This window comes from Synechococcales cyanobacterium T60_A2020_003 (genome assembly GCA_015272205.1).
Classification (GTDB): domain Bacteria; phylum Cyanobacteriota; class Cyanobacteriia; order RECH01; family RECH01; genus JACYMB01.
This window is the reverse complement of record JACYMB010000116.1, coordinates 1-20,636: the sequence shown is the minus strand read 5'-3', so window position 1 is coordinate 20,636 and position 20,636 is coordinate 1. Positions and strand designations below refer to the sequence as shown.

Sequence of the window (20,636 nt, the reverse complement as noted above, 5' to 3'; positions counted from 1 at the left end):
TCCTTCGTCTCCCGCCTCAAATCTTATGGCTGTTCAATGCTTAACCTGGCAACACCAATACATTGAAACCAACGATATCCGCCTACATTTCGTGACTCAGGGCGAGGGAGAGTTAGTGATCCTGCTCCACGGGTTTCTGGAGTTTTGGTATTCGTGGCGGCGACAAATTCCAAATCTGGCCCGGCACTTTAAGGTGGTTGTGCCTGATCTCCGGGGGTATAACGATTCAGATAAGCCCAAAACTGGGTACGACTTAGACACCCTGACGCGGGATATCCAGGGACTCATCAAAAATCTGGGCTATCAAAAGGCATATCTTGTGGGTCATGACTTTGGCGGGACTCTGGCTTGGAATATGGCGCAGCGATTCCCAAATATGGTGCATCGACTCGCGGTCTTGAATGCGCCCCATCCCCGGCAGTTTGTCCAAGAGCTAGCGAGTAATATGGATCAGCTTCGCCGCAGTTGGTACTTACTGGCGTGCCAGCTTCCAGGATTGCCTGAATGGGTCATTCGTCAAAATCTTCATCGAATTGTTAAGGCACTATTCCAGGATCAGTCTGTACGCAAGGGGGCGTTTACGGCTACGGATGCTGAAATATACCAAGCGGCATTGGAAAAGCCAGGGGTGATTGCAGCGGCGCTCAGTGCCTATCGCCAATTGTTTGCGCCACCGTCGCTATTCAGACTGATTGGGCGATCGCCCGATCCGGTTCAGATGCCAACCCTAATTTTGTGGAGTGAAGAGGATTCGCTGCTCAGCCATGATTTGGTTCGAGGATTTGAAACTCTAGTGGCTGCCCCGTTAGAACTTAAATTGGTGTCCCACTGCGGTCACTGGATCCAGCAAGAAGCACCGCAGACTGTTAATCGGGAATTGCTGCACTTTTTGCGGCAATCTATAGGGTAAGAGCCATTCCTAAATGTTGGTATGAACGCTTAGGACTTGCGTAGTTCAATAATTCGACGCGGCGGCGATTCATGCGAAATTGCACAAAGGATTCAAAACCGATGCCCATAGCGCGGATGTTCTGGTCGCTCAACGTTCTCTGCGTGGGTGTACCAGTATTTATGCGGTTTTATAAAGGGGGGGAGAAAGCCTATGGTAGTTAGTAAAGTCTGTGTAACTTTTCCTTTATCTTGGATAGCTTAGCGCTACGGCCGTTGGATTTAAGACGAAAGCTTGAAAGCCCCTTTGGTGTAATCAGGTGTACATTGCGAATCCAGGGAAGTCTTCCATCACTCTTAAATCTTGTTAGCTGTCTGCACGCTATATGCCTGGTTATTGATAGGAAACCGGGAGAAAATTCGATTAACGCTGTGTATGTATGATGGATTCAAACTTTTTGAACAGTGATTTTCTGAGTGCACTGAATTCCTCCGAAGATTTAGAAATCACCCAGCGCCTCGGTTTGTATCAAGTTTTCCTACGCTTGTACGAACAAAATCGTGGATTACTGGATGAAATTCTCAGTCTAGAGACTACGGGTAGCCAATTTGTCCACATTTCTACGATCCCATTTATCCAGGGCATGGTGATAGAACAGCAGGTTTTACTGGTAACCAACTTAGTGGGACATAAAACTCAAGCACTGACCCAAGGTCAAAATATTTGGACGATTGGGCGCGATTCTCGGAACGTTGCAATTCCGATTCGCGACTCTCGCATGTCGCGGGTGCATGCTGCGATTGAGTACATTGACGGCGAAGGCTTTTACCTCGTTGACCTGGGTAGCAGCAATGGTTCCTATGTGAATGGAGAAGCCATCCGTCATCATATCTTGCTCCAGGAGGGCGATCGCGTTCGTTTGGGCAGCTTTACCTTCACGTTTTTCGAGTGCGATTCTCTCCGCGAGATGGGAAGGCTTTCCGATGTAATGCTGAGTAAAATTAGCATTGTTGATGCGCCGCCAACTGCTCCGCTTGCCCCGTCCGTTGAGGCAAATACAACAGCGTCGGCGAAAACTGACGAGAGCGCTGATACTGCTCGGTCAATCTTGGAGGATACATCGACCTACATGTTTATGTCGCACCGTAGTACCAACGATGGCAATTGAGCGATCGCTCACAGTGTTACAAGGATCGCTCTATCCTATATTCCTTACAGGCTAACTCATACACAAGCTTCGGCTTGGGAGTCAAGCATTGCGCGGCTCCCGAATACGGTTTTGCAAGCTCAAGGCTGCAATGCTCACTAGAATAGCGATAATAATTGTGAATTACTAGGGATCATCTAGCTGTAGCGCTGCCAAACTATAGTAAAGCTGTATGTTGTGCCTTTTCGTCGTTACAATGGGCAACAAGTAAGCATTATGAAAGCAGTCTAACCCATTAGCTTTAGGGTGATTACTACTTTAGGCTTGGAGCCTAGCGTAAGATTCACCATCAAACCAGATAATGCCATTGAGGGCATAGTTTGACCTATGAGGAAAACGAATATTCAATCCATCGGTACAATTTCTGCCTCAGTCGCTGCGATATCGCTTCTGGCATGGTTTGCTGTGCCTGCCCGTGCTGAAAATCTTGAGGATCTGCAACAGCTCATGAACACGCGGGAATGTCAAGGATGCGACTTAAATCGGGCGGGGCTGGTACATGGAAATTTAGAGGGTGTTGACCTCAGCAGTGCGGATTTACGGGGTGCCAATTTAAGCCGGGCTGACTTGCGAGGGGCAGATCTGAGTGGCGCTGATCTATCGAGAGCAACGCTTTTGGGTGCCGATTTGTCAGAGGCCGATTTGACTGGCACAAATTTCGCTGGAGCGGATCTGCGCGAAGCGTATTTTACGGACGCCATTATCGATGGCACTGTGTTTGAAGGTACGGTGATGGTAGGTGCGGTGGGATTACCCCCCTCAGCCCTAACGCCTCAAGAGCTGTATATGTGGGGAATGGTGGAATCCCGTCGAGGCAATTATCAAGGCGCAATTGATTACTATACTCAGGCCTATGAGGCTCAGCCGGACTTTGCAAATGCAGTGTTAGCCCGAGCGATCGCCCGCTACCGGATGGGCGACCCCGATGGGGCGATCGCGGATGCCACCTTATCCAACCAACTGTATTTGACGGCTAACAGCCAACAGGGGCAGGAGGTATCACAACAACTCATCGCCTTAGCGACAGCTTATAAAGAAGCAGGGGAAGTTGAAGTGACCGCAGGCCGTCCGAACTTCTTAAACTTCCTTACGTCTCTGAGCGGGATGGCGCTGCAATTTCTGACACAGGGCGGCTTTCCTGGCTTGCCTTTCTAGGTTGCCCGCCCGTCAAGCTTTGAAAATATAGCCCTCCAATACTGATTAGAAATACGAGGTAGGCGATCGCCTGTACAAGGTATAGGTTTTGGGTGTAGCCGAAGAAGGCTTTGAGGAGGAGTCCGGGAAATTGGCGATCGGGCAGTACGGCGCTAGCATCCCAGACCCGAAACCCAAGAATGCAAGAGTCCTGGCTGAAGCATGCCTGGCTCCACGCTGGATTTGTTTGGCTAAGCAGGGCAATGGCGCGATCGGCATGGCGTAGGGTCGTCACAACAAGACCGGACACAATCAGCAGCAGCAGGACGCCCATCACCTGAAAGAACAGTCGCAGATTAATTTTGACGCCTAGCTTGAACAACAAAATGCCAATGCCGACGGCTCCGATCAAGCCTGCGATCGCACCCAAAATCGGTACGTATCCCTCTTGGAACTGGGCCGCGATAAAGACAACGGTTTCAAACCCTTCCCGCAGTACCGCGATTAACACCAACGTTAAGATGCTGCTTCCGGCGGCAATGCTAATGTGCGAACTCTGATCGGGCGATCGCTCTAAGGCCGAATTTACAGCGGCCTCAACGTCGGATTTTAGGGATCTGGCCTGTCGGGTCATCCACACCAGCATCCAGCTCAGTAGCCCTACCGCAATGAGGCTAAAACTCCCCTCTAAAGCCGCTTTGAGAATCGGAGCGTAGGTGGCATTGGATGCTTCTAAGGACTGTAGCACGCTGAGGAATATCCAGCCTACGGCAACGCTCGCTAGGAGACCCGCTGCGATTCCGCCGTACACCCAGGAGTACAACGAGGTGCGCTGCGCTTTTTGCAAGTACGCCATCACAATGCCCACGACGAGGGACGCTTCTACGCCTTCTCGCAGGGTAATTACAAATGTAGGCAGTGCTGCACTCAAATCTGGCATGGATGCCCTCTCTAATCGCGACAGGTCGATCATAACGCAAATGCCCCCTGAGGCTGGCTCAGAGGGCATTTTTGCGGGTGGAGGTTGGAGATTAAGTAGGTTGTGAAGCCTTCACTTAAGCGATCAGGGTTAGATAGGCGATCGCCAACGCGGCACTAATGAGGTAGAACCGAGCCACAATTTGCGTTTCGGTCCAGCCGATTAATTCTAGATGGTGATGGAGAGGAGCCATCTTAAACAATCGCTTACCAACTCCATGCTCGTCCTTGGTGGCTTTGTAATAGCCTACCTGAGCAATCACTGAAAGAGTTTCGACAAAAAACAATCCGCTAAGCACTAAGAGACCAAACAAATGCTGACTCAGCAACGCAGTGGCGGCTAAAGCACCCCCAAGCGCTAGCGACCCCGTGTCTCCCATGAACACCCGTGCTGGGTTACGGTTGTGAGCCAGGAATCCGACACACGCTCCACTCATCGCCGCACAAAAAATCATCAGTCCCGCTGAGGTAGGCGCAACCAATACCGCTAGTCCCATGAGGGCGATCGCTGCTGTACCACTAGCAAGGCCATCCAAACCATCGGTTAAGTTTGTGGCATTACTTTCAGCAACCAGGGCAAACCAGCCGATCAGCCAGAATAATCCGCCTAGGGGAAGAGTTAAGCCCAGCGGTAGGACAAGCGTGGTTAACTCCGCAGATTGAGTTGTCAATGCCCACAGGCAAAACAGGCCGCCAAACGCGATTTGCAGCAACAGCTTCATGCGTGGCGAAATTCCCTTATTCGATCGACGGCGCAAAATTTGCCAATCATCTAACCAGCCGATCGCGGCATAGCCAAGGGTTAACGCGCTCACCGCTAAAACATCAGGAGCAAAACCTGACCAAAGAATGGCGATCGCCACAGCCGTTGGCACAAAGAAAATGCCGCCCATGGTCGGTGTGCCCGCTTTCTGGTGATGAGACTTTGGCCCATCTTCGCGGATAAATTGCCCCGCTTTGAGTGCTCTCAGCATTGGAATGACCTGGTATCCCAACGCTACCGTCGCGATCGCGGTTACCAGAAATGGGAGCGTCAGTGAGGCTCCACCTTGAAAGAGAGTACCTGCTGACCAGTCCAGCGCAAGGGCAGCACAGGTCAAAGAGGCGGCCAGGATGAGGAATAATCCTCGCCCCGTCACGCCTCTTACATCATTGATAAAAATCTTGGCATCCACAATTGCTTATCTCACTCCACACCACACATGAGTCACGAACCGCTAGTCGTCAACTTCTAGCATGTCGTCATCATCATCATCGTCGTAGCTATCATCCTCACCAGCCATGAGATCGTTGATCTCAGCTTCATCGTCACCATAATACGTGTCGCTGCTTTCGCGTTCTAACAGCCGCCCCGTACGTTCAAGCCAGTCAAGAATAGACTCCCCTTGCGTTGGCGGAATCACTTTAGCGGGTTCTTCGCGAGGTTGTTCTCTAAGCGCAGGATTGTACATGTGCAGAATTGTTAATCAATAAAAAGGGTAGATGTTAATCTTAGCGATGTGTTGCGTTTTCTGCTTCGGGAATCAAACGCGAGGCCGCAACACGCAAATCTGAGTCTCTGGTCGAGCTAGCTCGACACTAGTAGATTACGTCAGATCGATACAATTCGTGAACAAAAATCAAGAATTTCTATCAATCTAGATGGCGGACGTCCGAACTTAACCTGGCTAGCAACGGCAAAACTCCGTTAGGATTACCCCATCCTGGTCATGTGAATAACACACACGTCTTAAAACATCAATAGCGTTTTGAACAAGCTGAAGATATAGATGTGACTGCTGAAGCCAACTTAATCCCCTTCTAAACGCTATATCTAGGTCAAGCTACAAATCTTACGCACCACTTTATCGCATCTCATGCTAATTAAAACAGAACTTTTAAATGCGATCGCCGGAAAAAATCGAGGAATTCTTGCAAGTCCTATTGATAAGCAAGCCATATTAGCCAACATCGCTCAGCTTGAAGACCGCAACCCAACTCCCAACCCGCTGGAGGCTAGCGAACTGCTGGATGGAAATTGGCGACTGCTATACACGACCAGCCAAGAGTTACTGCGCTTAGATCAATTTCCTGTCTTGAAGCTGGGGGAGATCTACCAGTTCATCCGAGTATCGACCACTAAGATCTATAACGTTGCAGAGTTGTATGGGTTCCCGTTGCTGGAATCGATTGTCAGTGTCGTCGCTCGGTTTGAGCCAACGTCGAAACGGCGGGTGCAAGTGCGCTTTGAACGCGGAATTGTTGGGCCACAGCGTTTAATTCAATACCGCTCTGTGTCAACGTTTGTAGAGCAAATTGAGGCAGGCCAGAAATTTGTTGCCCTGGATTTTCAGATTAACCGTGAAAATCAGCAAGGTTGGCTAGATATTACCTACCTTGATCCCGATTTACGCATTGGTCGAGGAAACGAAGGTAGCGTCTTTGTTTTAGCCAAATCACCCTGAGCAGGATTGGCACAACCGTTTACTCAATAGGCAGGAGCACGGGGATTGCCGAATTGCTTCTAGAAAGGCGGTATCATAGGGCAGGTTTTGTCGGCCACGATTAGGGGTTCCCTTTTCTCAGCGACGTTTGTCTACTCTAAGTATTTATGGCTCTGCAACTTCGGATTTACGTTCCTCCTCATCCCCTGATTAAGCACTGGCTGGGTGTTGCCCGTGATGCATCAACTCCGTCTGTTTTGTTCCGAAGTGCCATGACGGAATTGGGGCGATGGCTCACCTACGAAGCAATTCGAGATTGGTTACCCACGGTCGACACAACAGTAGATACGCCGCTCGCTCCCTGCGCGGCTACGTTCATTAACCCGGAAGTTCCTACGGTTATCATTCCAGTGCTGAGAGCCGGGCTCTCCTTATTAGATGGGGCACAGTCCTTACTGCCGTTAGCCTCGATCTACCATGTGGGCATTGCGCGCAATGAAGAAACCCTAGAGCCGCATTGGTATCTCAACAAATTGCCGGACACGTTTGACCCTAACACGCGAGTTCTGATTCCTGAGCCGATGCTGGCTACGGGGGGAACGAGTATGACCCTGATGACCGAGCTTACAAAGCGGGGCATTCAGCCCAGCAATGTTCGATGGGTTTGTGTGGTGGCGGCTCCAGCAGCCCTTCAGAAGATCGGGACTGCCTTTCCAGAGACAGTCATTTACGCGGCGGGCATTGATGAAGGGCTGAATGATCGGGGATTCATTGTGCCTGGTTTAGGTGATGCGGGCGATCGCACCTTCGGAACGTTTTGACCCAGGGGAGATGCACAAGCGCTTTGTAAACATCACAGAATCCTACGTTTTAGTGGGCAAGCCGACCGTTGATCAGTAAGCTTGGAACAGGACACTACTCGTTACGATGTTGATGTGTTTGGCGGCTACGGCTGCATTGTTGATTAGATTGCGTTTTGAGATACTTCAGGCATTATGAGTCAGTCTGACAATTTTTTGGGTGGATTTTTACTGGGTACGCTGGTCGGGGGTGTGGTCGGGGGCGTGGTCGGTGTGGTCGTTGCGTCTAGGCTAGGTGGCGAGGAAACACGGGGCGATCGCCTAGCTAAACTGAAGGCTGCCCGCAGCAAAGAGGCACGCCAAAAACTCAAAGCACCCACGGAGCAGAGTATTGAGGCAGCACGTCGAGGTCTAGAAACCAAAATTGCCCAACTGAATGATGCCATCGATGATGTGCGCCAGCAGTTGAACACGGTTAACGGCAATGCTAAGCCTAGTTCCGATGAAGAGTCCCTCACATCGGATTAACACTAACGCGTCAAGGTATGGAGTCAATCCGTTAAACTATTCTTGAGCGGTTGCTATCTTATTTCACGTAAAGCTGAGACAAAACTCATGAATTCTACGACTGCCCTTTTAGCAACGTCGATTGGCACGTTTCTCAATTTCTACGTTGCGCTAATTATCATTCGCATTTTGCTGAGCTGGTTTCCGACGGTGAACTGGATGAGTCAGCCCTTCGCGGCGCTGAGCCAAATTACAGACCCTTACCTAAATCTGTTTCGCTCCTTTATTCCGCCATTAGGTGGGCTAGATCTATCCCCAATCTTGGCTATTTTTCTTCTACAGTTCGTTGCGCGTGCAGTCAATAGTGTGGCGATCGCCTACCCCATGTAGACTTTGTCGTTAGATAACAGTTACACCTACGGCACAGTAGTGAGCTTGCTTGAACCAATTCCATAACACCACAAGGAACGCCAAAAAGGAAGGAGGGATGTAATTCACCCCTCCTTTGTTCTTGTTTTCTGTTACTGAAGGCCAGAAGTATTACTCCCAGCCCAATTCAGATTTTCAGCCTAGCTGAGTAGTGCCTTAGCTCGTGCCACAACATTGTCTACGGTGAAGCCAAACTTCTCTAAACAAACATTGCCTGGAGCCGATGCACCAAAGGTATCAACACCAATGATGTCCCCTTCAGAACCCGCGTACTTACACCAGCCAAAGCTCGTGCCCGCCTCAACGACAAGACGCTTCTTAACTGCTTTCGGTAGGACAGACTCGCGGTACGCTGCATCTTGAGCCTCAAACAGATCCCATGCTGGCATGGATACAACACGGACTTTCTTGCCTTCACTGGTCAGCTTCTCAGCAGCTTTCACGCACAAATCTACCTCAGAACCCGTTCCAATCAGGATGAGATCGGGTGTACCGTCACACTCAACCACGGTATAGGCTCCCTTGGTTACGCCTTCAATGGAAGAACCTGCCAAGTTCGTTAAGTTTTGGCGAGAGAGCGCTAACAGGGTAGGACGATTCTTGATCGCATTCTCGATCGCCACCTTGTAAGCCCCAGAGGTTTCGTTACCATCTGCCGGACGCAGAACCGTCAAACCAGGGATTGCCCGCAAGGATGCAACAGTCTCCACAGGCTGGTGGGTCGGGCCGTCTTCACCGAGGGCGATCGAGTCGTGGGTCATGACCCAAATTACGCCTGCCTGGGACAGAGCGGAAATCCGGATCGCTGCCCGCATATAGTCCGTAAAGACGAGGAAGGTTGCACCATAGGGAATCAACCCAGATTGATGCAGCGCCATTCCATTACAAATTGCACCCATGCCATGTTCACGAACACCGAAGCGAATATTGCGGTTTTCGTACTGACCTTTCTGGAAGTTGCCACTGATTTTCAACTCGGTGAGGTTGGAGTGGGTGAGGTCAGCGGAACCCCCAATTAACTCAGGCAGTACGGGAGCTAGAGCATTTAGGCAGATCTCGGAGTGCTTCCGGCTAGCCAGAGCTTTGTCTTCAGGGGTATAGGTCGGCAGAACCTTATCCCAGCCCTCAGGGAGCTTGCGGCTGGTCATCCGCTCGAATTCCGCCGCTTCAGCGGGGTAAGCAGTCTTGTACTGTGCCCAAACCTTGTCCCACTCAGCTTCCAGGCTTGCACCCCGTTCAACAGCCTTACGCATGTGATTCAGAGCGTCTGCAGGAACCTCAAACGGCTCATAGGGCCAGCCCAGATTCTCGCGGGTGAGCTTGATCTCGGCATCGCCTAAAGCGGCACCGTGCACGCCAGCAGTATTGGCTTTATTGGGTGAACCATAGCCAATTGTCGTTGTAACTTTGATGAGAGATGGCTTATCGGTAACAGCTTTTGCTTCCTCAATTGCCTTCGCAATGCCTGCTAAATCGGTATTGCCATCTTCAACGTGTAGTACGTGCCAACCATAAGCCTCAAAGCGCTTCGATACATCTTCAGTAAAAGCAATGTCGGTAGACCCGTCGATGGAGATATGGTTGTCATCGTACAGCGCAATCAGTTTACCTAAACCCAAGTGCCCTGCCAGAGAGCAAGCTTCACCGGAGATGCCCTCCATGTTGCAGCCATCGCCGAGGATGACATAGGTGTAGTGATCGACTAAGGTCGCATCGGGCTTATTGAAACGGGCTGCAAGGTGAGCTTCGGCCATAGCCAAACCGACGGCGTTGGCAATTCCTTGACCCAGAGGGCCAGTGGTCACTTCCACGCCAGGGGTTTCAAAGTTCTCAGGGTGTCCAGGTGTTTTTGATTTCCACTGACGAAACTGCTTGATGTCATCCAGGGTAACGCTGTCATACCCAGCAAGGTACATGAGGGCATACTGCAACATACAGCCATGACCCGCCGACAGAACAAAGCGATCGCGGTTAAACCAGTAGGGATTTTTGGGGTTAACCCGCATGAACTTGTCCCACAGCACAAACGCCATCGGAGCAGCGCCCATGGGCAGACCGGGGTGACCAGACTTCGCCTTTTCAACGGCATCAATAGCCAAAAAGCGAATGGAGTTAATACACAGTTCTTCTAGCGAGAGTTGGGTTGCGACAGCCATAATTCCTAATTACATCAACGACGGTGCAAGGCGTAAGGTTCAGTACGACGAGATTCCAAAATCATCCTCAGGGAAGAGCGACCCTCGAAATCCGTGCTCACAAGTCACAGGGTTACTCCAGCCGTACCTCAAGATCGGGTGGCTGAGCCTTTAATTCGCCTATCCGTTGACTTTTTCGCCATAAACCGGAATCAAAAGCGAGAACAATTGGCACAGCCCAAGGCCGAGTAACCCATCCATTAATCAGACAGGTTGATAAGTATAGTTACTTATCAGAATAAATCGTTACTTTATATATACCGTATTAAGGTTCCTTACTAAAAGGGTGAGAAGACGAAAAAATCTGTTACTCGGTATACGAGTTTAGGTTAAGCTTCACAGAAGCTAAGCGGAATACTTTTGGAACACCAGCGTCACGTTGTGTCCCCCAAAGCCAAATGAGTTAGACAGGGCAACATTGACGGTCATCTCGCGGCTGGTATTGGGAACGTAATCCAGATCGCAGGCTTCATCGGGATTGACGAGGTTGATCGTTGGAGGAACGCGATCGTTGGCAATCGCCATGACCGTTGCCACCGCTTCAATGCCACCCGATCCGCCCAACAAATGTCCGGTCATCGACTTTGTAGAGCTAACTGCGATGGTGTGGGCGTGATCTCCCAGTGCCGTTTTAATCGCATTGGTTTCTGTTGAATCATTTGCCGGGGTGCTGGTGCCGTGCGCGTTAACATAACTCACCTTGTCCGAAGAGAGTTGGGCATCTTTGAGGGCAAGCTGAATCGCGCGGGCGGCTCCTAGTCCTCCCGGAACGGGTGAGGTCATGTGATAGGCATCGCAGGTCATGCCATAGCCGACGATTTCGCCATAAATCTTGGCTCCCCGACTCAGGGCGTGCTCCAGTTCTTCGAGAATCAGAATTCCAGCTCCTTCGCCCATCACAAACCCATCGCGATCGCGATCAAACGGACGGCAGGCATGTTCTGGATCATCATTACGGGTGGACAGGGCGCGAGCGGAGGCAAAGCCTGCAACGGATAGGGGGGTGATTGCCGCTTCTGTACCCCCGCAAATCATGGCTTGAGCATAGCCATTTTGCACGAGGCGGAAGGCGTCACCGACAGCGTTTGAACCCGCAGCGCAGGCCGTTACCGTACAGTTGTTAGGCCCCTTCGCCCCCACATGGATCGCCGTTAGACCTGCGGCCATATTGGCAATCATCATCGGAACCATGAATGGACTACAGCGATCGGGCCCCCGGCTGAGGTAGATCTCTTGCTGATCTTCCATAACCTTGATGCCGCCAATGCCAGTACCAATCAACGTTCCAATTTGTTCAGCATTTAGGTCGTTGATCACTAATCCCGCATCGGCGATCGCTTGTTTACTAGCGGCGATCGCAAATTGAGCAAACCGATCCATGCGCTTAGCATCCTTCTTATCCAGATACTCCAGTGGATCAAAGCCTTTCACCTCTCCGGCAATCCGGCAGGAATGCTTAGACGCATCGAAATGGGTGATGGAGCCAATGCCATTGCGGCCACTCATCAACCCGTCCCAATACTCGGTGACGGTGTTTCCAATTGGCGTGATCGCACCAAGCCCTGTGACAACAACGCGCTTACGAATGGAATCAGAACTTGTCATGATGTCAAGGAAGAGATTCAACGACCCAAACTAAAACAACGTAGAAAGGGTTCTACTTAATCAATACGAATTAATCAATACGAACAAAACTAGAGCTATGCAGCGGCTTTGCTGGTGATGTAGTCAACAGCGGCCTGCACTGTGGCGATGTTCTCCGCAGCTTCATCGGGAATTTCGATGTCAAACTCTTCTTCCAGCGCCATGACTAGCTCAACGGTATCCAAAGAGTCAGCACCCAAGTCGTTCGCAAAGCTAGCCTCAGGGGTAACTTGACTTTCGTCAACGCCCAACTGCTCGGACACAATCTTTTTTACTTTCTGAAATGTTTCGTCACTCATGGACTCTTCCTCGTACTCTAGGCGATAAAAATGCTGTTGATTGCTGCATTCGCACAACGCGAATTACGGCAATGACTGAACGTGCATTCAGCAACATGCAGCCAGGGTATCGGAAAGACTGAACCCAGGCATCTCTACATATTAACTGAACCCAGGCACCTCTACATATTATCTGAAAGCGTACCCGCATTAACGCCTCTGCGAAAAAGGTCAATGGGGTTATGCGTTCTCGGCAGTCTGAGATCTTACGAGATCTTAAAGGAGTGTAAGGAGTTCGATCGCTTTTGGGGAAACACGCGATGATGGAACAGAGGATAAACGGCTCAATACAATACGCCCAATTGTCCCTGTTTTGATGAGCATCGTGCGATCGCACCGGAACCTATGACTTTAACCTATGCTTACTTTCCAGGCTGTGTAGCGCAAGGAGCCTGCCGCGAATTAGATCAATCTACAAAAGCGTTGGCGCACGCCTTGAATATTCAACTCGTAGAGCTTAAAAAAGCCTCGTGCTGCGGATCGGGAACCTTCAAAGAAGACTCGCAACTCCTCGAAGATACGGTCAATGCCCGCAATATTGCCTTAGCTGAATCGCTAAACTTGCCCCTGTTAACCCATTGCAGTACTTGCCAGGGCGTGATTGGTCACGTAGACGAACGTCTTAAAGACGCCCAGCAGCATCAGCCGGACTACATCGAACAGGTGAACGGATTGTTAAAAAAAGAGGGCTGTTCTCCATACCAGGGGTCTACAGAGGTGAAGCACCTGCTCTGGGCTTTGGTGGGCGACTATGGATTAGATGCACTGGCGAAGAAGGTGAGCCGTAAGCTCAGTGGGTTAAAGTGTGCGACCTTCTACGGATGCTATTTGCTGCGAGCGCAGAAACATCTACCCTACGATGACCCCTTTGCCCCCACCTCCTTGGAAAATGTGGTGCGGGCTGTGGGGGCAACTCCGGTGGACTATCGGGGGCGGACGCAGTGTTGCGGCTGGCCACTGTCTAGCTATGCAACGGAGACCTCATTCAAAATGGCGGGAGGACACATCCAAGAGGCGATCGCTGCTGGGGCTGATTGCATGGTGACCCCGTGTCCTTTATGTCATCTGAACCTAGATTCGCGGCAGCCAGAGGTGGCGAAGGTGATTGGTCAATCGTTGGGACTACCTGTACTGCACCTATCTCAGATTGTCGCGTTGGCGTTGGGTGTACCGTCCAAGGATTTAGGACTGGATCGCCATGTGGTATCAACGCGCCCCGTTCTAGAAAAACTAGGATTTTAGGGGCGATCGCCCTTGTCCCAATGAAAACGCTGGACGATTGCTAAGCTTCAATCCTCCGGCGTTTCTGGTTCTCAGCGTCTTTAGACTGCGCCCCTTAAGCACCTTGCCAGATTTGACGGATAAAACCAGGCAGAATAGCCGCAATTTCCTGACTTTTCTCGCGGGGCAGTTCAGCCTTGAGCGCAGAAAAAACGGCTTCCAATGCCACTTCCGGTAGAATGCCCCGTGAAAGTCCCGCTTCCTGGCTGATTCGGAAAAGGAACGTTTCGTCTTTGATGTCTAACGGCTGCCGGACACGACTTAGCCAGCGAACGAGCTTGTTGGTGTCTTGCCAAAGTTCGACAAGGTCGTTGTCAGAACTCGCTGTATTGGCTTGGCTGGCCGTTAAGCTTGCTGTGATCTGATCCACTAATCTGTTGGGCATCATGTCGCGCATGGTGCGGAAAACCACTTCTGTAATATCTCTAGCGTCATACAGGTCTTCAAGCCCTGCCTTACGCCGCACTTTTTCTAGGAAGACCATACTTGTTTGGTTATCCGGTAAGCCCGCCCCAGACCGTTTAACTTCCGGTAGGTTCTGAACCATATTTCTTAAACTCTAGTAACAATTCTTAATAATCCTAACGTCAATTCTTGTTTTGTGCCTCCGCCATTTGTTAGAGATTCTGGACACCAGGGGGTTAGGGCGTATATCAATTTTGAGTTTTGAGTTTTGAGTTTCGAGTTGCGAATGCCTTGCTCGGTCAGCGGTTCTGGTCTTGGAGCGGGAGCGGTTATGTCAGAAATGGAATTATGGCGTGGACATGGGGTAGATCGTACCTATGCGAAAGCAGTGCGTCCGACGGCGGTTGCGAGGTGGGGATATCCTGCTTCGATGAGGGCGCGATCGCGAATCCGACAAGAATCGCAATAGCCGCACGGTTCGGCTTCTCCGGCATAGCATGACCAGGTTTGGGCGATGGGAACGCCCAACTGGATGGCTCGCTTCACGATATCGACCTTGGAGTCCATGACGAGGGGGGCAACCAGTTTGGGTGCATGTCCTTCTAGCCCTGCTTTGGACGAAAGGGTGGCTAAGTGCTGGAACGCCTCCAGATAGGCTGGACGGCAATCGGGATAGCCAGAATAATCGACGGCATTAATCCCCAGGTAGATCGCCTCTGCTCCGGCGGCTTCGGCGAGGGAAAGGGCGATCGCGATAAAAACGGTATTGCGTCCCGGTACATAGGTGATCGGGATCTGGTCAGGAATAACACCGTTCGTGGGGAGATCCATCGTGTCGTCGGTTAAGGCCGAGCCTCCCCATTGGGCTAGGTTCACATCCACGATGTGATGGCGGGTAATGCCTAGATGTGCCGCCACCGCCTGCGCCGCCTGCAACTCGCGGTCGTGGCGCTGTCCGTAGCGAAACGAGAGGGCAATGAGGTCGTACCCATCGGCGATCGCCTGGGCTGCTGCCGTTGCAGAATCTAGGCCACCGGATAACAGCACGACAGCCTTTGGTTTGTCATAACTCACAGTTATCTCACTCCCAAAACCTTGTGGGTTTGCAAACTAATGCGCCACTGCGGGTGACGCAGCACATAATCAACGATCCACTGATGGCTTTCTGGGGTACTCCACTCGGGTTGCAGACGGAGAACAGTTGAACTGGGAACCTGTTGAGCGTGCTGCTCTGCCCAGAGGAAATCTTCTGGCTGAGTGATGACCACCTTCAGTTCATTCACCTGGGGATAAACGCTGGCGTGGGGTGGCTTAAAGGACTTAGGGGATAGGGTCACCCAGTCAAACGTGCCGCTGAAGGGATGTGCCCCCGATGTTTCGAGATGCAGGGTTAGCCCTCGCTGATGTCCTTCAGTGGTTAAAGCATCTAGGTTGTGGAGTAAGGGTTCGCCGCCTGTAATCACAGTGATCGCTGGATTGGCTTGTTGGGCAGCGATCGCCAAATCCTGAGCAGACTGCTGCGGATGCCGTTTTGCATTCCACGACTCTTTGGTATCGCAAAACCAGCAGCCTACATCACAACCACCCAATCGAATAAAAAAAGCATTGGTTCCTGCCCAGTGACCTTCGCCTTGGACAGAGTGAAACGTTTCCACAACGGGATACAGCGTTTGCGGTGGATCAATCGTCTTCATATTCAGCCCAGCTATCAGGGGTTTCGGATACAGCAACCTTGAGCTTGACGCCTTCGGGAAGGCGCTCCTTCGTTTTGTCATAAATGAACTTGGCGATCATTTCAGCGGTGGTGGCATACTCGGGTGGCAGCACATCGTTTAAGACGGCATGATCTAGCCCGCCTTTCATCACATCCTTTTTGGCCCAACGCAAGGTGCGGAAGTCTGCCACCATCACCGGATGGGGGCAATAGTCAGACGCATGCAGCGTGTCGGATGTGGTATGAATCCGGACCCGGTAGGTGTGGCCGTGCATGCGCCCGCAGGGGCCATCGTAGTCTTGAATAAAATGTGCGCTGTCAAACGCAAATTCTGTTGTCAATGTCCATTTGGGCATGGGAGATTCAAAAATTGAAAGACGTTGGACGTAGATTGAGATCAAGTTGAGTAGTTATGGCTCTACCTTGAGATAGGAAAATAAATGACCAGTTTAAAATCCTAAAAAAATATGCTTTATTACTGTAAATCAGGATATAAACGGTCACTTTTGAACCCTACTCTATGCCAGAAGAGGTTACCATGAGTTGCCCAATTTGCTCCTAGCAAGTTGGCAAGGCTTGATTTTCTCCCTGCAGGGTTTGTGTGATCCGTACCTGAGGACTTCATTCGGTATAAATGTCGCTTTTTAGCAGTACTTAGAGGATTTTGATATGCCCATTCGACTTGTTGCGCTTGGTCTAGTACTCAGTTTTGCTACGATTCTTGGCGCTTGCGGTGGCGGCACTGCAGATACCCCTGCCGAAACTCCTTCCCCCTAGTAAGCTTGTTCGAATTTGTAAATTAATGTAGGGCTTGGCGTGAGGCCAAGCCTTTTGTCTGCAGGTTAACAAAACATTCACAACAATAGTGTATTTTTTGAGTATATTTTTTGGAGTGTTTGGAATGGAACTCGCCTGGAGGGATGACAGTGGATCAGGGATTTCCCATCAATCTCTGTTGAGTTCCGCTAATAGGCAGATGGCAGGCGAACTATTTTGCATGTATAACTGTCTACAGCCTCAGCGTGATTTTATACTCCTATAAATTTAGGTTTGCAATGGTTCTTTTCACCGATATTAAGTTAACGGCTGTAGCGCTGGTGCTGGCGATCGCCGCTACCATTGGCGCACAGGCTGGCAAAAGCGTCACGGTTCCCAATCCTCTTGATCCAAGCTCCCTCTTCCAGTCGATAGTGAAATAACAGGACTCGCATATGTGGGATTGGGCACCTCACGCAAATGAATAGGACGGAACTGCGGAGCTAGCCGGTGGGGTTGCTTGGTTCGTCTCTAAATCTAGAATGGCGATCGCTTGGTCATAAATTGCTTCAGCCTCTTCTAGGGAATTGCCAATGCTCGTGAGGCCAACCTTGCCAAATTCTGATAAGCATCCCATTAGATGAAAAACGGTGCCCGTTTCGGTCGTGCTTTGGAAGTTGAGGTGGTGTCGCGCCAGGATATCCATGAGGTCATCGGGCATCAGCCCCCGATACTGCGGATTTTCTACATTATCAGAGGCGATGTAGTATTTGGGCATTCCTTGACGGCTGTAGAATAGGCCGTCTTCTAAGTTATAGCTGCCGTTTGTCAGTAGTTTGAGCGTCATAAAGGGATGGGTCGTTCCCCCCTTCCGGAGGTTAATTTCGATGGCCTGGAGTTCCCACTCCTCTGGGGTGCCTGCGTGTTCCGGATGGCGTACCGCGATAAAGTCAATACCTAGACGTTCTAGAGCGCCTTTCTCTGCCAAGTTTTGTCCAATTTTGAGACCCCATTCCTGAATGCGGAGGCGATAGGCCTCATCGGCGGGAAAACGACAGCCCAGGAAGATTTGACCATCGGGACCCCCCAGAATTTGATCGTGGGTAGACAGCACCTCAACGCTGCCGTTGGGCATAATGCAAACTTGCACACTGGGCGATCGCTTTTCGTCTCCTTCCACAAAGGCTTCGGCGATCGCCCCTACATCGGGAATACGGCTGCTAAAGGTGTCCCAATTTTCGGTTTTGACCTGGAAACTGAGGAACGGAAAGCGATCGCGCACCCCCTGCACTCGTTCCGCATGGGTTGCGTCCGTATTCGGTGCCAGGTGACTGAGGGGACGCAGGTCGAACAGGGCATTCCCTTCGCCTGAAAATCCTTCGTTGAGCTTAATCACGATGCGCTGTAAGTCTGGGTTTTGTTCCCACACCTGGGCAGTAACGTCTGCAAGATCATCCACGCTAGACACTAACTCGGAGCCTGCCGGATGGGGAACGCCGCACTCTGCGAAGATCTGACGACTGCCGCTTTTGGTGCCCCAGTACAATAAATCGGGATCAACGGCTAAAAGGGGAATATCGAGGGCTACCGCTAAGTCACGTTCTAATTCAGTTGAATTGAAGCAGGTCATGAAGGAGCGGTTCGGCCTTAACGCTTGCTTGATGCGCTGCATGAGGCGTGGTCGCTCTAGGATCTTTTGGGTGAGAGACTTGTAGGACGAGTCGTATACCGAGAGGAGCAGCAGGCGACTCCGGGCATGGGAAAAGGGAATCCCTGGTAACAGGTGGAGGTAGTAGTCGATGATGCTGGGATGAATGGGTTGGGAGGTGACGTAAATCAACCTCGTGCCGGGATTCTGGAGCCGAATCAAGGAAAAGAGCAAACGTTCCTCGTAGTGATTGATCCCTTTAATATTCTTGAGGCCACGCTGATCCAGGGTCAGTGACGGCACGACCAAAATATCGTGATCGTTGGGTTCAAAAATATCAGCGGTTTTCCAGCGATCGCGAAACTGGTTTTGCAGCAGATTAAAGTGTTCGATGTGGCTTTCGGGTGGAATAGGGCTAGGTGTGCCAAACCGATCATCCATTAAAAATGCGGAAAGCATATCAAAATCCCTTGGTTATCGTTAAGGTCTGCTCACCATTTCCGCGTGTTGCAGCAAAATGGCGATCGCGTGATCACAATCGCAGTGTAGGGCTTGAAACGGTGAGACGGAGCCCTAACCAGGGATGATCGCTCTGCACTGCGTTCACAACTCATACCGGATCGCGCTATAAAACGTGATTCAAGTGAACTACTCCCCGTTCCAGACGAGTCGTGTAACTGGACTATAGATTTTTCCAGCGTAAACCTGAATCGACTAAATGGCTAATCCTTTTGAGAATGCTTTAACAAAGTGCAATTTCCGGAGCGGATCTAGCGTCGTCGTTCCTGCAACTTGCGATAGACAGCACGGATATCGACATTGTGATGCGCCAAGGCCACGAGGGTGTGATAGAACAAATCGGCTACTTCTCCGGCGATCGCCTCTGGATCGTCATCCTTGCAAGCCATCACCACTTCTGCCGACTCTTCGCCAACTTTTTTCAGAATTTTATTGTCGCCACCCGCGAGCAGTTTGCAGGTATAAGAATCGGGATTGGGGTGATCGCGGCGATCGCAAATGACCTGAAACACTTGAGACAGCATATCGGCAGGGGGAGGCGTAATGTGTCCGTCAACCTGATGGAAACAGCTTCGTTCTCCCGTATGACAGGCGATATCTCCCTGTTGTTCAACCGTGATCAGCAGCGTATCACTATCACAGTCGTAGCGAATGGCTTGCACATATTGCAGGTGACCGGATGTTGCGCCCTTGTGCCAGAGTTCCGAACGCGATCGGCTCCAAAACCAGGTTTCTCCAGTCTCTAGCGTTTTTTGCAGCGATTCGGCGTTCATCCATGCCATCATCAGCACGGTGCCATCTAAAACATCCTGCACAATGGCAGGTACAAGTCCCTGATCGTTGTAGCGAATTTGATCAACGGGAACAGCCGAGGCAAACGATTTAGCAGTAGACATGGAACGGTGCAGCGTGCAATCAAGACTAACATTTCCCACCTTACTGGATGGTGGGATGATTTGACGCAAATTTCTCAGGTGCAAACGCTCAATAATCCTCAAAAGCGTATGGCTTGGAACGTTGTAAGCTCATGTTCCAAGCCACACAATTCTGGGTCTACGATGATAACTCAGATAGCAGTTACCAAAGCGCTCGTACTGGCGCAGGGGCGGGGGTAGCGGCGGGGGGCGGTGCGGGCGCGGGGGCCGGAGCCGGAGCCGGAGCCGGGGTAACTTCTACAGTTTCTACAGATTCCGTAGTTACAGTAGTCGTTTCTACAACGACGCTACTGCTGCTGCTCTCCTCTTCCATCGACTCTTCAAGCACGCCATCCTCTTCGACTTGGGCTTCGACGTTGGTGATTTCAGAGTCCGTGGCAAAGTCGGCATCGGTGACGCAGTTGCTATAGGTCCTCTCACCATTGACTTCAATGAAGGCATCTTGGCCCTCGGTGTAGAGGGTGGTGGTGCCGTCGGAGTAAGCGGCTCCTGATGCGGTGACGATGGAGGGTAAAACCAAGGTTTCGCCGCCGATCACGAGTTCTGCTGTATTTTCATCCGGGTTGTAGGTCACGTCAAACACTTGATTGTCATCGCAGACATAGTTGGCTAGCACTTCTGCTTGGGCAGGAAGGCTAAGGGCGAGGAATGCCCCTGGAGCTAAGAGTAAAGTTAGGCCAGCAAATTTGAGTTTCATAGGTCAAGGTGAAGTTGCGTTTGTATTAAGTTGATAAATCGGAGTATTGAATCGTGAAGCGTCTTCGTCTCGTCCGAAGTGACATCCTCCCGACGCTCACCCTATCGGGTAGAGCGCGGGCTTCCCCAGATCGCTCT

The 20,636-nt window shown here is 51.0% G+C and carries 22 protein-coding genes; 9 read left to right on the top strand and 13 right to left on the bottom strand.

The window, feature by feature from the left end; translation table 11 throughout:
- Nucleotides 1–25 precede the first annotated feature (25 nt).
- The 3 genes from IGR76_06115 to IGR76_06105 all read left to right on the top strand — a co-directional run bounded on the left by IGR76_06115 (nucleotide 26) and on the right by IGR76_06105 (nucleotide 3,251).
- Entirely contained in the window at nucleotides 26–910 is an 885-nt protein-coding gene (locus IGR76_06115; protein ID MBF2078093.1) for an alpha/beta hydrolase, read from the top strand.
- A gap of 418 nt (nucleotides 911–1,328) precedes the next feature.
- On the top strand, nucleotides 1,329–2,057 hold the full coding sequence (locus tag IGR76_06110; GenBank protein ID MBF2078092.1) for an FHA domain-containing protein: 729 nt from the start codon (nucleotides 1,329–1,331) through the stop codon (nucleotides 2,055–2,057).
- A 366-nt stretch (nucleotides 2,058–2,423) separates the two neighbouring features.
- On the top strand, nucleotides 2,424–3,251 hold the full coding sequence (locus IGR76_06105) for a pentapeptide repeat-containing protein (protein MBF2078091.1): 828 nt from the start codon (nucleotides 2,424–2,426) through the stop codon (nucleotides 3,249–3,251).
- Here the strand turns inward: IGR76_06105 and IGR76_06100 are convergent.
- The 3 genes from IGR76_06100 to IGR76_06090 all read right to left on the bottom strand — a co-directional run bounded on the left by IGR76_06100 (nucleotide 3,184) and on the right by IGR76_06090 (nucleotide 5,659).
- Nucleotides 3,184–4,170: an FTR1 family iron permease gene (locus tag IGR76_06100; protein ID MBF2078090.1), complete on the bottom strand. Its 987-nt coding sequence runs from the start codon at nucleotides 4,168–4,170 to the stop codon at nucleotides 3,184–3,186. The genes IGR76_06105 and IGR76_06100 overlap by 68 nt on opposite strands.
- A 115-nt stretch (nucleotides 4,171–4,285) precedes the next feature.
- The gene (locus tag IGR76_06095; GenBank protein ID MBF2078089.1) at nucleotides 4,286–5,383 is read right to left on the bottom strand and encodes a phospho-N-acetylmuramoyl-pentapeptide-transferase; all 1,098 of its coding nucleotides are present in this window, start codon (nucleotides 5,381–5,383) and stop codon (nucleotides 4,286–4,288) included.
- A 42-nt stretch (nucleotides 5,384–5,425) separates the two neighbouring features.
- The gene (locus IGR76_06090) at nucleotides 5,426–5,659 is read right to left on the bottom strand and encodes a DUF3134 domain-containing protein (protein ID MBF2078088.1); all 234 of its coding nucleotides are present in this window, start codon (nucleotides 5,657–5,659) and stop codon (nucleotides 5,426–5,428) included.
- 405 nt (nucleotides 5,660–6,064) lie between these two features.
- Between IGR76_06090 and IGR76_06085 the strand changes: the two genes are divergently transcribed.
- The 4 genes from IGR76_06085 to IGR76_06070 all read left to right on the top strand — a co-directional run bounded on the left by IGR76_06085 (nucleotide 6,065) and on the right by IGR76_06070 (nucleotide 8,328).
- On the top strand, nucleotides 6,065–6,652 hold the full coding sequence (locus IGR76_06085) for a PAP/fibrillin family protein (GenBank protein ID MBF2078087.1): 588 nt from the start codon (nucleotides 6,065–6,067) through the stop codon (nucleotides 6,650–6,652).
- 146 nt (nucleotides 6,653–6,798) lie between these two features.
- Nucleotides 6,799–7,452, top strand: a complete 654-nt coding sequence (upp, locus tag IGR76_06080) for a uracil phosphoribosyltransferase (GenBank protein ID MBF2078086.1) — start codon at nucleotides 6,799–6,801, stop codon at nucleotides 7,450–7,452.
- A gap of 174 nt (nucleotides 7,453–7,626) precedes the next feature.
- Nucleotides 7,627–7,959, top strand: coding sequence for a hypothetical protein (locus IGR76_06075; protein ID MBF2078085.1), 333 nt, complete (start codon nucleotides 7,627–7,629; stop codon nucleotides 7,957–7,959).
- Between the two features lie 87 nt (nucleotides 7,960–8,046).
- A complete protein-coding gene (locus IGR76_06070; GenBank protein ID MBF2078084.1) occupies nucleotides 8,047–8,328 on the top strand; it encodes a YggT family protein in 282 nt (93 codons plus the stop codon).
- Nucleotides 8,329–8,507: 179 nt separating this feature from the next.
- Here the strand turns inward: IGR76_06070 and tkt are convergent, their stop codons facing one another.
- The 3 genes from tkt to acpP all read right to left on the bottom strand — a co-directional run bounded on the left by tkt (nucleotide 8,508) and on the right by acpP (nucleotide 12,505).
- Nucleotides 8,508–10,523 (bottom strand): transketolase, encoded by a 2,016-nt coding sequence (tkt, locus tag IGR76_06065; protein MBF2078083.1) that lies wholly within the window; start codon nucleotides 10,521–10,523, stop codon nucleotides 8,508–8,510.
- A gap of 384 nt (nucleotides 10,524–10,907) precedes the next feature.
- Nucleotides 10,908–12,167, bottom strand: a complete 1,260-nt coding sequence (fabF, locus tag IGR76_06060) for a beta-ketoacyl-ACP synthase II (GenBank protein ID MBF2078082.1) — start codon at nucleotides 12,165–12,167, stop codon at nucleotides 10,908–10,910.
- Nucleotides 12,168–12,262: 95 nt separating this feature from the next.
- Nucleotides 12,263–12,505, bottom strand: coding sequence for an acyl carrier protein (gene acpP / locus IGR76_06055; protein ID MBF2078081.1), 243 nt, complete (start codon nucleotides 12,503–12,505; stop codon nucleotides 12,263–12,265).
- Between the two features lie 384 nt (nucleotides 12,506–12,889).
- Here acpP and IGR76_06050 point away from each other — a divergent pair, with 384 nt between their 5' ends.
- Nucleotides 12,890–13,786, top strand: a complete 897-nt coding sequence (locus IGR76_06050; GenBank protein MBF2078080.1) for a CoB--CoM heterodisulfide reductase iron-sulfur subunit B family protein — start codon at nucleotides 12,890–12,892, stop codon at nucleotides 13,784–13,786.
- Between the two features lie 94 nt (nucleotides 13,787–13,880).
- Here IGR76_06050 and IGR76_06045 read toward each other — a convergent pair whose 3' ends face one another.
- From IGR76_06045 to IGR76_06030, 4 genes are all read right to left on the bottom strand, one after another.
- A complete protein-coding gene (locus IGR76_06045) occupies nucleotides 13,881–14,372 on the bottom strand; it encodes a DUF2267 domain-containing protein (protein MBF2078079.1) in 492 nt (163 codons plus the stop codon).
- Between the two features lie 233 nt (nucleotides 14,373–14,605).
- A complete protein-coding gene (gene queC / locus IGR76_06040; GenBank protein ID MBF2078078.1) occupies nucleotides 14,606–15,304 on the bottom strand; it encodes a 7-cyano-7-deazaguanine synthase QueC in 699 nt (232 codons plus the stop codon).
- 2 nt (nucleotides 15,305–15,306) lie between these two features.
- Nucleotides 15,307–15,924: a 7-carboxy-7-deazaguanine synthase QueE gene (locus IGR76_06035; protein ID MBF2078077.1), complete on the bottom strand. Its 618-nt coding sequence runs from the start codon at nucleotides 15,922–15,924 to the stop codon at nucleotides 15,307–15,309.
- Complete coding sequence (locus tag IGR76_06030; protein ID MBF2078076.1) at nucleotides 15,911–16,300, bottom strand: 6-pyruvoyl tetrahydropterin synthase family protein; 390 nt, start codon at nucleotides 16,298–16,300, stop codon at nucleotides 15,911–15,913. Before IGR76_06030 ends, IGR76_06035 begins: the two co-directional genes overlap by 14 nt.
- A gap of 699 nt (nucleotides 16,301–16,999) precedes the next feature.
- On the opposite strand from IGR76_06030, the gene IGR76_06025 reads away from it, so the two are divergent.
- Entirely contained in the window at nucleotides 17,000–17,143 is a 144-nt protein-coding gene (locus tag IGR76_06025) for a hypothetical protein (protein ID MBF2078075.1), read from the top strand.
- 29 nt (nucleotides 17,144–17,172) lie between these two features.
- Here the strand turns inward: IGR76_06025 and IGR76_06020 are convergent, their stop codons facing one another.
- From IGR76_06020 to IGR76_06010, 3 genes are all read right to left on the bottom strand, one after another.
- On the bottom strand, nucleotides 17,173–18,789 hold the full coding sequence (locus IGR76_06020; protein ID MBF2078074.1) for a carboxylate-amine ligase: 1,617 nt from the start codon (nucleotides 18,787–18,789) through the stop codon (nucleotides 17,173–17,175).
- Nucleotides 18,790–19,118: 329 nt separating this feature from the next.
- Complete coding sequence (locus IGR76_06015; protein ID MBF2078073.1) at nucleotides 19,119–19,763, bottom strand: bifunctional phosphoribosyl-AMP cyclohydrolase/phosphoribosyl-ATP diphosphatase HisIE; 645 nt, start codon at nucleotides 19,761–19,763, stop codon at nucleotides 19,119–19,121.
- A gap of 181 nt (nucleotides 19,764–19,944) precedes the next feature.
- Nucleotides 19,945–20,499: an MliC family protein gene (locus IGR76_06010; GenBank protein ID MBF2078072.1), complete on the bottom strand. Its 555-nt coding sequence runs from the start codon at nucleotides 20,497–20,499 to the stop codon at nucleotides 19,945–19,947.
- Between the last annotated feature and the right edge of the window lie 137 nt (nucleotides 20,500–20,636).

Bases quoted from the DNA above. Each gene is read 5' to 3' on its own strand.
- IGR76_06030 (MBF2078076.1), bottom strand. From the start codon at position 16,300: ATGCCCAAATGGACATTGACAACAGAATTTGCGTTTGACAGCGCACAT.
- IGR76_06100 (MBF2078090.1), bottom strand. From the start codon at position 4,170: ATGCCAGATTTGAGTGCAGCACTGCCTACATTTGTAATTACCCTGCGA.
- IGR76_06020 (MBF2078074.1), bottom strand. From the start codon at position 18,789: ATGGATGATCGGTTTGGCACACCTAGCCCTATTCCACCCGAAAGCCAC.
- upp (MBF2078086.1), top strand. From the start codon at position 6,799: ATGGCTCTGCAACTTCGGATTTACGTTCCTCCTCATCCCCTGATTAAG.
- IGR76_06035 (MBF2078077.1), bottom strand. From the start codon at position 15,924: ATGAAGACGATTGATCCACCGCAAACGCTGTATCCCGTTGTGGAAACG.
- IGR76_06075 (MBF2078085.1), top strand. From the start codon at position 7,627: ATGAGTCAGTCTGACAATTTTTTGGGTGGATTTTTACTGGGTACGCTG.
- IGR76_06010 (MBF2078072.1), bottom strand. From the start codon at position 20,499: ATGAAACTCAAATTTGCTGGCCTAACTTTACTCTTAGCTCCAGGGGCA.
- fabF (MBF2078082.1), bottom strand. From the start codon at position 12,167: ATGACAAGTTCTGATTCCATTCGTAAGCGCGTTGTTGTCACAGGGCTT.
- IGR76_06015 (MBF2078073.1), bottom strand. From the start codon at position 19,763: ATGTCTACTGCTAAATCGTTTGCCTCGGCTGTTCCCGTTGATCAAATT.
- IGR76_06070 (MBF2078084.1), top strand. From the start codon at position 8,047: ATGAATTCTACGACTGCCCTTTTAGCAACGTCGATTGGCACGTTTCTC.
- tkt (MBF2078083.1), bottom strand. From the start codon at position 10,523: ATGGCTGTCGCAACCCAACTCTCGCTAGAAGAACTGTGTATTAACTCC.
- acpP (MBF2078081.1), bottom strand. From the start codon at position 12,505: ATGAGTGACGAAACATTTCAGAAAGTAAAAAAGATTGTGTCCGAGCAG.
- IGR76_06050 (MBF2078080.1), top strand. From the start codon at position 12,890: ATGACTTTAACCTATGCTTACTTTCCAGGCTGTGTAGCGCAAGGAGCC.
- IGR76_06090 (MBF2078088.1), bottom strand. From the start codon at position 5,659: ATGTACAATCCTGCGCTTAGAGAACAACCTCGCGAAGAACCCGCTAAA.
- IGR76_06085 (MBF2078087.1), top strand. From the start codon at position 6,065: ATGCTAATTAAAACAGAACTTTTAAATGCGATCGCCGGAAAAAATCGA.
- IGR76_06045 (MBF2078079.1), bottom strand. From the start codon at position 14,372: ATGGTTCAGAACCTACCGGAAGTTAAACGGTCTGGGGCGGGCTTACCG.
- IGR76_06025 (MBF2078075.1), top strand. From the start codon at position 17,000: ATGGTTCTTTTCACCGATATTAAGTTAACGGCTGTAGCGCTGGTGCTG.
- IGR76_06115 (MBF2078093.1), top strand. From the start codon at position 26: ATGGCTGTTCAATGCTTAACCTGGCAACACCAATACATTGAAACCAAC.
- IGR76_06105 (MBF2078091.1), top strand. From the start codon at position 2,424: ATGAGGAAAACGAATATTCAATCCATCGGTACAATTTCTGCCTCAGTC.
- IGR76_06110 (MBF2078092.1), top strand. From the start codon at position 1,329: ATGATGGATTCAAACTTTTTGAACAGTGATTTTCTGAGTGCACTGAAT.